The 12,599-nt window shown below is 69.4% G+C and carries 11 protein-coding genes; 6 read left to right on the forward strand and 5 right to left on the reverse strand.

What is annotated here, in order from left to right; genetic code table 11:
• Positions 1-35: 35 nt before the first annotated feature.
• Complete coding sequence (locus tag D7X99_RS42660; RefSeq protein WP_158626924.1) at positions 36-194, reverse strand: hypothetical protein; 159 nt, start codon at positions 192-194, stop codon at positions 36-38.
• Positions 195-330: 136 nt separating this feature from the next.
• Between D7X99_RS42660 and D7X99_RS04590 the strand changes: the two genes are divergently transcribed.
• Both D7X99_RS04590 and D7X99_RS04595 read left to right on the forward strand, forming a co-directional pair.
• Positions 331-2,313, forward strand: coding sequence for a putative metal-binding motif-containing protein (locus D7X99_RS04590; protein WP_121776652.1), 1,983 nt, complete (start codon positions 331-333; stop codon positions 2,311-2,313).
• A 214-nt stretch (positions 2,314-2,527) separates the two neighbouring features.
• Complete coding sequence (locus D7X99_RS04595) at positions 2,528-3,775, forward strand: hypothetical protein (RefSeq protein WP_121776653.1); 1,248 nt, start codon at positions 2,528-2,530, stop codon at positions 3,773-3,775.
• Between the two features lie 93 nt (positions 3,776-3,868).
• Here the strand turns inward: D7X99_RS04595 and D7X99_RS04600 are convergent, their stop codons facing one another.
• Positions 3,869-4,873: a hypothetical protein gene (locus tag D7X99_RS04600; protein ID WP_233613087.1), complete on the reverse strand. Its 1,005-nt coding sequence runs from the start codon at positions 4,871-4,873 to the stop codon at positions 3,869-3,871.
• A gap of 33 nt (positions 4,874-4,906) precedes the next feature.
• Positions 4,907-5,923, reverse strand: coding sequence for a hypothetical protein (locus D7X99_RS04605; RefSeq protein WP_147476022.1), 1,017 nt, complete (start codon positions 5,921-5,923; stop codon positions 4,907-4,909).
• 151 nt (positions 5,924-6,074) lie between these two features.
• Here D7X99_RS04605 and D7X99_RS04610 point away from each other — a divergent pair, with 151 nt between their 5' ends.
• The 3 genes from D7X99_RS04610 to D7X99_RS04620 are packed head-to-tail and all read left to right on the forward strand — an operon-like array spanning position 6,075 to position 7,783.
• On the forward strand, positions 6,075-7,217 hold the full coding sequence (locus D7X99_RS04610) for a hypothetical protein (protein ID WP_121776656.1): 1,143 nt from the start codon (positions 6,075-6,077) through the stop codon (positions 7,215-7,217).
• Positions 7,214-7,474 carry a hypothetical protein gene (locus D7X99_RS04615; protein ID WP_120580445.1) on the forward strand — a complete coding sequence of 87 codons (261 nt, stop codon included), beginning with the start codon at positions 7,214-7,216 and terminating at the stop codon, positions 7,472-7,474. The genes D7X99_RS04610 and D7X99_RS04615 overlap by 4 nt, the downstream gene beginning before the upstream one ends.
• 51 nt (positions 7,475-7,525) lie before the next feature.
• Positions 7,526-7,783 carry a hypothetical protein gene (locus D7X99_RS04620; protein WP_147476023.1) on the forward strand — a complete coding sequence of 86 codons (258 nt, stop codon included), beginning with the start codon at positions 7,526-7,528 and terminating at the stop codon, positions 7,781-7,783.
• 9 nt (positions 7,784-7,792) lie between these two features.
• Here the strand turns inward: D7X99_RS04620 and D7X99_RS04625 are convergent, their stop codons facing one another.
• Positions 7,793-9,073, reverse strand: coding sequence for an amidohydrolase family protein (locus tag D7X99_RS04625; RefSeq protein WP_121776658.1), 1,281 nt, complete (start codon positions 9,071-9,073; stop codon positions 7,793-7,795).
• A gap of 162 nt (positions 9,074-9,235) precedes the next feature.
• Between D7X99_RS04625 and D7X99_RS04630 the strand changes: the two genes are divergently transcribed.
• Positions 9,236-10,534, forward strand: coding sequence for a hypothetical protein (locus D7X99_RS04630; protein ID WP_147476024.1), 1,299 nt, complete (start codon positions 9,236-9,238; stop codon positions 10,532-10,534).
• Between the two features lie 14 nt (positions 10,535-10,548).
• Here the strand turns inward: D7X99_RS04630 and D7X99_RS04635 are convergent, their stop codons facing one another.
• The gene (locus D7X99_RS04635; protein ID WP_121776660.1) at positions 10,549-12,498 is read right to left on the reverse strand and encodes an FG-GAP-like repeat-containing protein; all 1,950 of its coding nucleotides are present in this window, start codon (positions 12,496-12,498) and stop codon (positions 10,549-10,551) included.
• Positions 12,499-12,599: the final 101 nt, after the last annotated feature.

Below are 12,599 nucleotides of genomic sequence, written 5' to 3' on the forward strand. Positions count from 1 at the left end.
CGGCTGAAGTGTTTCTGTCAACCCGCGCTGGCCTCCTACACGTTCGTCACCCGCGCGAGCTCGCGCTTCGCCTCGGCCTTGGTGGGACGCACGAGCCGCTGCTTGCCTGCACCCTTCCTCGGCCCTTCGAGCACCCGGCGCGCCTCGACTTCTTGGGTGACGGGAAGATGGCGCCTGTCGGCAGTGAAGGGCATGCCGTCGCCGGGCCGGGTGGAAACATCCCGTGGCACCGGGCTTGAGGCACGCCTCCGCACGTTGGGGTGCGTGTAGGTGTGTTTTCTCTCCGATGCGTCTTGCCCGAGTCAGGGGGGCGCCCGAAAATGCCGCCCCATGCGTTTAATCCTGATGGCAGTGCTGTGTGCCTCCGTGTTGGCGGGGTGCAAGAAGGACGACTCGAAGGCCGGAGCGCTGAACGTCACCCTCGCCTACAGCGGCTTCGCGCGCGGATGCGTCACGGTGACCGCCACGGACGTGGACAACGCGGCGAACACGAACAGCCTCAACGTGGCGATCCCCGGCAACACGCCGGGCAGCGTGTCGGTGGCGGTGTACCGGAAGAAGGACTGGGGCCGCGTGCTGAGCGTGACGACGCAGCTTCATGAGGTCGACTGTTCGACCCCCGCGTTGGGCGACCCGCAGGAGAAGAAGGCGGAGGTCCCCGTGGAAGGCTCGCTGGACGTGGCCTTCGTCGTGCGGGCCAACGATGCGGATGGGGACGGCTACTTCAGCAGCGACGACGCCGAGGGTGTCGTCACAGGCTCGGACTGCAAGGATGGGGATCCCACCGTGCACCCCAGCGCCGAGGAGGTGTGCAACGGAAAGGATGACAACTGCTCCGGCGATGAGTCGGACGCGACGGACAAGCCGACCTGGTACACGGACGCGGATGGGGACGGTTACGGAAGCACCGCGGTGCGGTTCTGTATCAAGCCTGCTGATGCCGTGGTCGCTGGTGGTGACTGCAACGACAATGACAAGCTCGTCCGGCCGGGACAGTTGGAATTCCGTTGCGATGGCAAGGATGACAACTGCAATGAGATGATCGACGAGATTTTCGACGTCGACGGTCCTTGCAAGGATGAGCTCAAGTGCGTGGGCAAGAACGCGTGTGCCTCTACCCCTAGCCAGACGACCTGTGTGCGGCTCCCGAGTGAGAATCCGGTGGCTTGGTTCGTGGACAGCGACGGCGACGGCTTCAAGGGACAGGACGTAGGGCTGGGCTGTGAGTCGCCCGTGGATGGCGGTGTTCCCCAATCCGAGGACTGCGATGAGAGCTCTGTCTACGTCGGGAATGGGCTGGCGGAGGTCTGCGACCGACTGGACAACAACTGCTCCGGCACCGTGGACGAGGGATGCACTGTCCCCGATTGGGGCACCGACGCAGGGGTTCTCGGACCCTCGGATAGGCTGAATTCCATTGCCCTTTACGACCAGGGGCAGAAGGGATGGATCGCGGGCCCGAACAAGCTCGCTCATCTGGACAGTGCGACCCCTGGCATCAAGGAGTTCACGGCTGATTCTTGTCGGAAGTCCTGGAATGCGGTCTGGGCTGCCCAGGATAGTCGAGTCTTCGTTGTCGGAGAGGACGGGTGGCTGTCGACTCGGAAGCTCGTCGAAGGCAGTGAAGAGTGTTTCACGCCTCAGGTTCCGACCGACAAGAACAATACGGACTTCAATGGCATCTTTGGGATTGATGACGCAGCGGTCGGTGCCACGATCTTCGCGGTCGCGAGCAACGGAAGGATCTATCGCTGGGCTCCGCCCTACATCAACCCAACCGACCTGGTTGAGATCGCGCAGGTCCCCGCGAACCTCCGTGCGATTGGAGGCTTGAAGTCAGTGGATTCGCTCCTGGCGGTAGGCAATGCGAACGCGGACGACAAGGCTCAGGCCTATCGTGCCAACTCGACAGGCGCCACTTGGGCGCCTGAGTCTCTGGATGCTCCGGATACAGGCTTTGTGCACGCGGTGCATGTCCTGAACGGTCATTATGCATACGCAGCGGGCGACAAGGGGCGGGCCTACGAGTGGACCGATGGAGCAGGCTGGCGTGCCCTGCCGCAACTCCCGATTCCCAGCGGTGAGACGGCTGTCCCGGATATCCTGGACGTGCTCTCCTTCAGCAAGAATGGCATCTATGCGGTGACGACCGCGAAGACGATTGCGTTCTTCAATGGCAGCACCTGGCGCACCGAGCACACTAACGCGAAAACATTGAGGTCTCTGGACGGACCCAAGCCCACGCGTTTTGCCGCGGCGGGCGACGGCAGCACGATTGTGAACTTCACGGCTCCCGAGCCGACGCCTCCCTGAGCCATCCGAAACCGGCTGGAATCGCGCGCCGACTCCATCGGCGCGCTTTTCCCCGGGGCCCATGGTACTGGGACGCTCCAGCACTGGCAGGTCGACGCTCTTGTCCCAACCCTCGGTTCGCTCCTCATCACCGGCTCAGGTCTCATCGCGGGACGCCGCCCCACCGACGGCGGCGTGGCGGGACACGGTCCTTCGCCTCGGCGTCGTCCTTTGGGTGGTCGTGCTGTACGCGGCCTTCCAGCCGGGGCTGATGTCGGTCGACACCATCGACCAGTACGCGCAGGGCCTCCGCGGCGTCTTCGATGACGTCCACCCGCCCCTGGGCTCGTTGCTGCTGGGCCTCAGCGGGAGGCTGGTGGGCTCTCCGTGGCTGATCCTCGTGGGCCAGCTCCTCCTGCTGGCGGGGAGCATGGCGCTGCTGGTGCGTTCTCCCGATGGGCGCATGCGACGCAGGGGCCTGCTCATCCTCGGGGCCTTCCTGGTCGTGCCGACCGTCTGGGCGCTCGCGGTCACCCTCTGGAAGGACGTGATGGCGGCGGCGGTGCTGCTCGGCGCGGTGGCCGCGCTCAAGTGCCGCCGTCCTCTCCTGGCGCTGGTGCTGCTGATGGCGGGCACGGCGTTCCGTCACAACGCGCTCGTCGCGGCCCTGCCCCTGGCCATTCCCGTGATGGCCCAGCTGTCGCGACCGAGGTGGCGCTGGCCGCTGCGGGCCCTGGTGCTCGCGGGCCTCGTGGCCGGACTTGTCCTCACGCCGTCCCTGATCAACCGCGCGTTGGGCGCCAGCAAGGCCTGGGCCGCGGGCCAGCTCTTCGTCTTCGACCTCGCGGGCATCTACGTCACGCACCCCGAGCTGTTCCCGGGCTCCACGCTGGAGCAGGACACCTCCGCCGCGGAGCTGGCGCGCAGCTACTCGCCCTTCCACGTCTGGTTCCTCCTGGCGGGCGCTCCGGATGCTCGGCCGGTCCGCCTTGAAAGCCTGCCCGGCCGGCGCGACGTGCTGGTGCGCGAATGGACCCGCGTCGTCCGAGCGCAGCCCGTCGCGTACGCGCACCACCGCTGGGAGACCTTCCGGCGCCTCATCGGAGCCTTCGAGGGGCCGGTGTTCTTCCCCTTCCAGGCGCGCATCGAGCCCAACCCCTGGGGGTTCCAGCTGCCAGAGCAAGGCTTGCTGCACCAGTGGCTGCGGAGGGGCGCGGACCTCGTGAGCAACTCCCTGCTGTTCCGGGGCTGGGCCTGGCTGGGAGCGCTCACCGCGCTGGCCCTGCTCTCGCTCTTCGACGTGAGACGCCGGCCTCTAGCGTTCTTCACCGCGCTGTCGGGCCTGGGCTACGGACTGAGCTACCTGGTCATCAGCATCGGCTGCGACTTCCGCTTCCTCTACTGGTCGGTCATCGCCACCTTCGCCGCGCTCGCCCTGCGGGTGACCGGGGAAGCTCCCGCGACCCAGACACCGTCCAAGTAGGTCCGGTCCGAAGGCTGCCGCCTTCGCACGCCAGGGGGAGAGCAGTCGGCGCTCATCCGGCTGGACGCAGGTTCGAGCCCTGCCCCTGGAGCGCTACTTCCTCCGGCGCCAGAGCCGCACCGTGGCGAGGAGGCCCAGCACCGTCAGGCCCCCTCCCGCCTGGGTGCAGCCGCTCTTGGAGGGGTTCTTGATGGGCTCCTCGTCCTCGGGGTCTTCGACCACGCCAGTGCCCCCGTCGGCGCAGCCACCGGTCATGCAGTGCGTGGCGCAGCGGAGCTCGAAGTCCACGCTCAGCGGCGGCAGCGTGATGTCCGCGTGCTCCAGCGTTCCCCGCAGCGTGGCCCGATGTCTTCCGGGCGTGAGGCCCAGGCCGGGCGGCGGCGGGTTGTACGTCGTGCAGACCGTGTAGAGGAACAGCAGCTGCCGGTTGTATTCGTACTTGTGGCTGTCCGGGTTGTCCTCGCCCGTCGAGGTCAACCCGTGGTGATTGGCGAATGACCAGGGCTGCCCGTCCACCTCCACCGCCCAGTGCACCCAGGGCAGGAACGGCACCAGCTCCGGTGATGGGGTGAAGCGCAGCGTGGTGGCGTCGCCTTCCTGCGGGCTTCCGCAGTTCGAGTCTCCGAACACCGGGAACGCCCCCCGGCTCGGCGTGTCCACGCTCAGCGTGCCCAGGGTCGTGGGCAGGGGCAGCTCCGGGCCCGCGGTGAAGGTCGCGGACTGCGTCTGCGTCTCCTGGTACTGGCAGAGGCCCTTCGCCTCGATGCGGTACTGCGTGCCCGGCACGAGCGGCGCCTTCGGGACCACGACGTGCGTCCTACGGCCGCCATTCGCCAGCGTGAAAGGCACCGGCGTGCCGTCCGACTGGAGCAGCCGGAGGGTGGAGACGTTCGTGTTCTCCAGGAGCGGCGGTACCACCACGAGCCCGGGGACGTTCGCGGGAACCGCTCCGCCGTCCTCGGGGAGCGGGAAGCGGACATCCACCATGCAGTTGGGCGCGGCGCATGCCTCCGCGGAAGGCGGCGCGAGCGCCCCCAGCCCCAGGAGGAACATCCCCACCGCGCCCCATGTCCAGGTGTGTCCGTGCATTTGCTTCATCAGACACTGGAGTCCGGGAGCGTGGGACATGCCTCAGGGAAGATTCGTGCGCGGCCCGCGTCGCCAGAGCCGGAGGGCCGCCAGCACGCCCAGCACCGACAGACCGCCTCCGGCCTGCGAGCATCCCTTGGCCTTCGGCGTGAGGTTGTCATCCGGGTCGGTGCCGGCGTCGGGGATAGGCTCGGTGTAGCCGCCGTCGGAGCCAAAGTGAGGACAGTTCACCTCGAAGGAGGTCTCCAGCGCGGGCAGCGCCGTCCCCGACTGTTCGAGCACCGGACGCAGCGTGGCCGTATGTACTCCGGGCACGATGCCCTCGGCCGAGGGCGGCATCCCGGGGGACTCGTAGCCACAGAGCGTGTAGACGGTCAGCAGGTCCCGCATCGTCCTGAATCCATCCGCGGGGATGACACCGCCGCTGGCATCCACCGCGCCGTGCGGGGCCGTGGCCCACGTCTGTCCATCCACCTCCAGCGTCCAGCGCACCCACGGCAGGAAGGGCACCAGCTCGGGGGCGGGGGTGAACTCCAGCGTCACCCAGCCACCGATGTAGCCCGACGCGCACGACGCGCTGCCGTCCCAGACCTTGATCTGCCCAAGCTGTCCGTCTCCCGCCTGCAGCACGCCGGTCGTCGTGGGCAGCGCGGCCTCCGGGCCCGCGGTGAAGTCCGCCATCGCGACGAACGGATGCCCACCACCTCCGCCACTGCAAGGGACGGTCCCCTCCAGGTGGTAGCGCGTTCCGGCAACGAGCGGGGCGGTTGGGGCGAGGACGCCGCTGTTTCCGGGGCCCTTGATGAGGCGTGCCTCCACGTCCACGCCTGCCTCTGTTCGCAAGCGCAGGCTCTGCTCCTCTACCCACTCATAGGCGGGAGGCACCACCACCAGGGCGGGCACGTTCGCCGGGACGACCGCGTCCGGGGGCAGGGGAACGCGGCTGCCCTCCACGGTGCACAAGGGGCGTCCGCACGCCTCCGCCGAAGGGGGCTTCAGCAGGCCAAAGCCTCCCAGGAACACTCCAATCGTCAGCGCCGTCCATCCGGGTGTCTTCATGGCCCTTGAGACACGCGGGCCCGGCGGGTTGGGACATGGCGTTTCCGGCATGCGCCGGTTCAGGCAGGACCGCGACCGTTCAGCGAGCGGGGCCGACCGTCCGGCCCGCGGGTCCAGGATGCGGCCCTGTCCGCGGCCCATACTGCCGGACATGCGACGCAAACTCGTGCTGCTGGTGCTGGCCGTGGCGGTGTGGCTGCCGGCGCTCCACCTCCTGTTCCGGCCCCGCGACCGGGAAGCGCTGACAGCGGCGCTGGCCCTTCGCCAACGCACGTTCTCGCTCCAGGAATCGAGCGCGGAGCGCGACGTGCTCCACCGCACGAACCCGGAGTGGGACCTGATGGTGCGCACCTTCTCCGTGCTGTCGTTCGCGAACCTCGCGCTGTCGGAGCCCGCGCGAAAGGTGGAGCACCTGGCCGTGGTGGACGTGCTCATCGCCCGGACGCTGCGAGACGAACTGCGGGCGCATGAGGCCTTCTTCCTGCCCTACGTGCACGCGGGCCCCTTCAAGGACCCGGCCGGGCGCAGTCTCTTCGTGGACGGTGAGCTGGCATTGATGCTCGCCGCGCGCCAGATGGTGGAGACGCGCGCGGACTACGCGCCGCTCTTGCGCGAGCGCGTGGACCTCATCGCCGGACAGCTGGAGCGCGCGCCGGTGCTCGCGGCGGAGAGCTACCCGGACGAGGGCTGGACCTTCTGCAACACGTTGGCGCTCGCGGCGCTGCGCCTGTCGGACAGGGTGGACGGGCGGGACCATGGCGCGCTCCTGCGCCGGTGGGTGGCCTCCGCGCGGGAAAACCTGTCCGACCGTCGGACAGGTTTGCTCGTGTCCAGCTTCACCTACGACGGCGTGACGAAGGATGGGCCGGAGGGCTCCACGCTGTGGCTCGCCGCGCACATGCTCCAGGTGGTGGACGCGGACTTCGCGAGCGACCAATACCAGCGGGCCCGCGCCGCGCTCCTGGGGCAGGCGTTGGGCTTCGCGTGGGCGGGGGAGTGGCCAGCGGAGGAGGCCACGGTGCAGGACATCGACTCCGGGCCCACGATTCCGTGGGTGAACGCGAACGCGGGCTCCAGCGGGCTGGCGCTCGTGGGCGCGGCGGCGTTCGACGACGAAGAGGTGCTGGATGGGCTGCTCACCAGCCTCCACTTCGCGGCGTTCCCGGTGCACGACGACACCGGCTTGCGCTTCGCGGCGGGCAATCCGCTCGCGGACGCGGTGCTGCTGTACGCGCTCGTCGAAGGACCCCTCTGGCGCCTCGCGCGGGCGCCGCACCTGGAGGCACACCGATGATGCGACACCCGTTCGTCATGGCCGCGCTGGGCATCGGCGCGCTCTTCCTGTCGCTGCACCTGGGCGGAGGTCGCGAGTCCGTGGGCGTGTTGTCCGGGACCGTCGTGGGCGGCCCGTGGAGCATGGGCTTTGGAGTCCTCTACGCGCTGGCCTGGTTCGGCATGGTGCTGGTGGCGCCTGTGCTGCTGCTGGCGGGGCTGGTGGACGCCGCGCTTCAGAGCAGCTCGAAGGTGAGCGTCACGTCACAGCGGGAGTAGGAGTCCTTCGCCCGGCTCATCTCCAGCGAGATTCGCAGCTCCTCGTCGTTGGTGAAGCGTCCGCCCTCCGCCGTCGAGCAGAAGCTGTTGGCCCAGCGGGGACGGCGCGAGGTGGACGGGCTGTCGAGCGCGGGCCCGGCGTTGGCGGATGCCCTGGCGGCGGAGGCCTCGGAGCCGCGCCGGGAGGGCGGCACGGACCTGGGCTTCCTCCAGCCGCCGCCTCCGCTCACGCCCGCGGTCATCAAGGACTTCGTTCGCCGGTACTTCGTGGAGGAGCGCTCCGTGCGCATCGTGAGCACGCCGCTCTGAGCCTGGCTTTCAGCGCCGGTACAGCGCGCCGCCCTTCATCACCAGCCGCACCTGGCGCACGGCGCTGATGTCCTGCGTGGGGTCGCCCTCCACGGCGACCAGGTCCGCGAAGAGCCCGGCCTTCACCTGCCCGACGCGGTCCTCCCAATGCAGCATGCGCGCGTTGCCGGAGGTGGCCGCCTGGAGCGCCTGCGCGGGCGTCACGCCGCTGGCCACCAGCAGCTCCAGTTCGCGCGCGTTCTCCCCGTGCGTGAAGACGCCCGAGTCCCCACCCACGCACAGGGGCACGCCCGCCGCCAGCGCGGCCTTGAGGCCCTCGCGCTTCTTCTTCGAGGACTCGGGCTCCGGGTCCACGCCGCGCTTCCAGCCGCGGTACTGGAGCATGGCGTCGCCCGCCGCCAGCGTGGGGCACAGGAACACGCCCCGCTGGGCCATCAGCTTCCAGACCTCCGGCGTGCCCGCGTCGCCGTGCTCGATGCTCTCCGCACCGGCGAGCACCGCGCGCTTCATGCCCTCCGGCGTGCTGGCGTGTACGGCCACCGGACGTCCGCCGCTCCTCGCCGTCTCCACGATGAGGCGCATCTCCTCCTGGGAGAAGGTAGGGAGCGCCTCGCCGCGCGGACCCCAGCGATAGTCGCCGTAGACCTTGATCCAATCCGCGCCGAGCCCCATCTGCCCGCGCACCGCGCGCGTGAGGCCGTCCACGCCGTCCGCCTCCTCCGCGCCCTGGGGCACCGTCCATTCGGACGCGAAGCCCTTGGGGCCGTAGCTGCCGGTGGCCACCAGCGCGCGCGTGGTGACGACCATGCGCGGGCCCGGGATGATGCCCTGGTCGATGGCCTGCTTGAGGCCCACGTCCGCGTCCGCCGCGCCCTCCGTGCCCAGGTCGCGCGTGGTGGTGAAGCCCGCCATCAGCGCCGCCTTCGCGTGGTTGGTGGCCCGCGCCACGCGCAGCGCCAGGGACTCCTTGAGCACCTGGTCGTTCCAGGTCGCCTCGTTGTACGGATGCAGGAACAGGTGCGAGTGGCCCTCGATGAGGCCGGGCAGCAGCGTCGCGCCGGGCAGGTCGATGACCTCCGCCCCCTCCGGCGCCTTCACGCCCTGGGACGGTCCCGCGGCGACGATGCGCTCGCCGGTGACGACCACCACCCAGCCCGTGTGGGGCTTCGCGGTGGTGCCGTCGAAGACGCGCGCGGGGCGCAGCACGTAGGAACGGGCAGGGGCCTGGGCCCGCGCGGACGCGGAGCCGAGGACCGCGGACAGGACGGTGGCGAAGAGCAGGGCGCGCATGTGGAGGCGCAGTCTGCGCGCGTCGCACCGTCCGGGGCCATCGGGTTTGTAGGGCAGGTTTGTCTGGAAGGCTTTTCTTCCCGCGCGCTGTCAGCTTGTCTGGAGTTGTGCGTCGAGGGCCCCGGCTTTCGAATGCCGCACCGTTCTTCAGGGGGACCTTCATTGCATCGCTTGATTGCGCTCGCCGTGCTGCTGTGCGTCGCCTGTGGCGACAAGACCGACCCGCCCACCCACGCTCCAGACGCGGGGACGGAAGGCCCGGCCACCCTCATCGTCCATTCGGACTGGTGGGACTTCGTCGCCGGACTTGGCGACATGCGGGGCATCACCGTCCTCCTGGGGGACGGCAGCCGCTTCCGTCAGCCGCTGGGCCGTGACGGCATCGCACGGTTCCATGACGCGGCCATCACCGGCCCCCAGGACATCACCGTCGTCATGGTGGGCGACGGCAAGGTGTGGGCCAGCACGACGCTGAACGTGGAGGGCACGGAGGTGTGGGTCCGCTCCGGCTCCGGCTTGCTCGGAGGCTTCCCGGGCAGCCGGCAGGCCACCCTCGCTGGCCGCGTGACGAACCTCTCGGGAAGACCTGCGCAGGTGCGCGTGGTGGGGAAGGGCTTCGCGGGTGTCACCAACACACAGGGGGATGGCACCTTCATCATCGAGGTCTGGGGCGAGACCGCCGGCGAGGTGGCGCTGTTCGTCACCGACAACCCCCAGCAGGTTTCGGCCGTGGGGCTGTTGAGGGACATCGCCGTGGGCGAGGGGCGGACCACCAGCGGGCTGGTCATCCCCCTGGATCACCCGGTGGATCAGCGGCTGCCCGTGGAGGTGACGAACCTCCAGCCCTATGGGGCGCTGTCGAGCGTCACCGCCACCTTCTCGCTCGGGTCGGAGTACCTCTTCACCACGAGCACCCCCGGTGCCACGCCCATCGAGGTCCCGGCCATGGCCCGGACGCCGCCGTTCGACACCGTGGGTGTCCGCTTGTCCGCGACGGCGGGCAGCGATGAGCGCATCGCGTCTGGGCGGGTGGTCGTGAACGCGCCGCTGGCCGCTGGGGGTGTCACGTCGCTGGCCCTGCCCGCGCCCGTGACGCTCACGTCGCCTTCGCCGGGCACGGAGGCGGCGCCCGGCTCGGGACCGCGCTCCGGGCTGACGCTGCGCTGGAGCGCCGACCCCGCCGTGCACAGCGTGACGATTCGCATGATTCCCCAGCAGGCGCCGGAGCTCGACTGGTACGTCACCGCCCCCGCGACCGTGGGCAGCTTCACTCCCTTCATCCTCCCCGCGGAGGTGTCGCCGCTGCGGGAGCTGGGCGCGGGTCGCTACTTCGTGCAGTGGTCCTCCCGCTCCCTGGGGATGGGCCACGGCTACCAGGACCTCTACACGGCGGCCCCGCCGGTGGTCGAGCCGGACTCGTGGAGCTCGAACACGTACGGCTACTCCGTCCTCCAGGACTGACGCGCGTGCTGGCGCTACGGCGCCAGCGCGCGGAACACCTTGGTGTCACCGTCGTAGTTGTTGGGGTTCCAGTACACCTTGTCCGCGCCGTCCCGGCCGTCGATGTCCGCGAAGAAGAAGCCGGTGTTCTCCGAGTTGCTGAAGCCCGTGTTGTCCATCACCGGGCTGCCCGCGAAGTTGGTGCCGGTGCTCGGATAGACTTGCATCCGGCCCTCGCGGAAGCCCGGCCGCCAGAAGACCTTGTCCGCCTTGCCGTCACCGTCCACGTCCGCGAAGTAGAAGCGGGACGTGTCCACGCCGCTGGTGCCTGACTCGTGCAGGAAGAACAGCGCGAACGCCCCCGCGCCGGTGGAGCGGTACACGCGCGTGCGGCCGCCTTCCTGGTCAGGATTCCAGAGGATGCGGTCCGCCTTGCCGTCGCCGTCCACGTCCGCGAAGTACACGCGGGTGCCCACGCTCGTGTTCGCTCCCGTCGTGCTCGTCACCGCTGCGCCGAAGGACACCGTGCCGTTGCACTTCGACACGAAGGTGTCGAACGCGCCGGACCTCTGCGTGGGGGTCCAGCGCACCAGGTCCGCGCATCCGTCGCCGGTGATGTCCGCGAAGAAGAAGCGCGTGGCGTCGCTGGTGCTCGCCGCCTGGGTGACGGCCACGCGGTCGCCGAAGGTGCCGTCGCACTTCGCGGGGTAGATGCGCACCTCGCCGTCCCCCAGGTTGGGCCTCCAGAGGACCTTGTCCGCGCAGCCGTCGCCGGTGACGTCCGCGAAGAAGAAGCGCGTGGTGGCGACACCGCTCGTCGCGCCCGTGTTCTTCACCGCCGTGGCGAAGCCGCCGTCGCACTTCGACTTCGCCACCCACGTCTCGCCTTCGCCCACCGCGTAGTTCCAGGTGATGCGGTCCGCGCAGCCGTCGCCGTCCACGTCCGCGAAGAACAGCTGCGTGCTGGTGGACGTGCCGTTGGGCGTCGGCGAAAGGGTGGAGCCCGCGGCGAAGATGGACGGGCGAAGGGTGGCGAGCACCGGGTAGTGGTCCGACGGCGTGAGGCCGCCGCTCTCCGTCCGGTCGATGGCGGGCGCGGACGAGGTGAGCGCGCCACCGTTGTGGAAGATGTAGTCCAGCCGTTGGTACTTCGTGGAAGTGGAGCCGCTCCACGCGTTGTTGAACGTGGCGTCTTCCTCTCCCGTCACGCCGTCGAAGCGCGCGGTGCGGAACAGCCGGGCCCCGCCCTCCAGGTCCGCGATGGTGGTCTCCCCTGGCGTGGACTGGCCCTGCGCGTCGGAGTTGAAGTCCCCCATGGCGATGACCGGCAGGCCCCCGGGCTTCGTGGCCAGGAACGACGCCATCTGCTCGGCTTCCTTGAGCCGCCCCAGCGAGCACGCCGCCGCGTAGGCGAAGTGCGTGTTGGCCACGAAGTACACCTGGCCGGACGTCAGGTCGCGCAGGCCCACCCAGGCAATCTTCTTCCCCTCCGCGTGGCTGAAGCACGTGGCGCTGGAGGCATAGGGATTCACGAGCGCCTCGTTGCCCTGGCCCACCTCGGGGGCAATCTCGAAGCGGCTCTTCTTGAAGAAGATGAGCTTCGGGCTGCCGCCGCCCGGGTTGTAGACACCGTAGGGCTTGTCCGTGCTCGTGAGCCCCGCGATGAGGTCCGCGGGGATGCTGGGGCCGCCCGAGGGCGCCTGGGCCTCCTGCACGCCGACGATGTCCGCGTTGTTCGCGAGGATGCGCTGGAGGACCGCCGCCTTGCGGTTGGGCCACGCGCGCACGCCCGTGTCCAGGGGACCGCGCACGTTGTACGTCATCACCCGGAACGCCTTGTGCTCCGTCGTCGCCAACGCCCGTGACTGTCCGGGCAGCGCGTCAGGGGAGGGCGGCGCGCCTCCGTCCGGCCCGCAGGCCAGCAGAGGAGTGAACACCGAGAGCAGCGCGGCGGCGCACGCGAGATGGGGACGGAAGCATCGCATTGCTGCGATTATAAATGTAAAACGAGAAATAGCATAAATTCCTTCCAGGCATGCTGGCGCGCCGTGGATGTCTCACGGCGCGCGGAGGCCGCGCCCGGCGT

Origin of the sequence: Corallococcus sp. AB032C (genome assembly GCF_003668935.1) — a bacterium.
GTDB classification, from domain to species: Bacteria; Myxococcota; Myxococcia; order Myxococcales; family Myxococcaceae; genus Corallococcus; species Corallococcus exiguus.

What these genes read in the sequence shown, in the direction of transcription:
- D7X99_RS42660 (WP_158626924.1), bottom strand. Translation starts at nt 194, where the DNA reads ATGCCCTTCACTGCCGACAGGCGCCATCTTCCCGTCACCCAAGAAGTC.
- D7X99_RS04590 (WP_121776652.1), top strand. Translation starts at nt 331, where the DNA reads ATGCGTTTAATCCTGATGGCAGTGCTGTGTGCCTCCGTGTTGGCGGGG.
- D7X99_RS04600 (WP_233613087.1), bottom strand. Translation starts at nt 4,873, where the DNA reads ATGAAGCAAATGCACGGACACACCTGGACATGGGGCGCGGTGGGGATG.
- D7X99_RS04605 (WP_147476022.1), bottom strand. Translation starts at nt 5,923, where the DNA reads ATGAAGACACCCGGATGGACGGCGCTGACGATTGGAGTGTTCCTGGGA.
- D7X99_RS04610 (WP_121776656.1), top strand. Translation starts at nt 6,075, where the DNA reads ATGCGACGCAAACTCGTGCTGCTGGTGCTGGCCGTGGCGGTGTGGCTG.
- D7X99_RS04615 (WP_120580445.1), top strand. Translation starts at nt 7,214, where the DNA reads ATGATGCGACACCCGTTCGTCATGGCCGCGCTGGGCATCGGCGCGCTC.
- D7X99_RS04625 (WP_121776658.1), bottom strand. Translation starts at nt 9,073, where the DNA reads ATGCGCGCCCTGCTCTTCGCCACCGTCCTGTCCGCGGTCCTCGGCTCC.
- D7X99_RS04635 (WP_121776660.1), bottom strand. Translation starts at nt 12,498, where the DNA reads ATGCGATGCTTCCGTCCCCATCTCGCGTGCGCCGCCGCGCTGCTCTCG.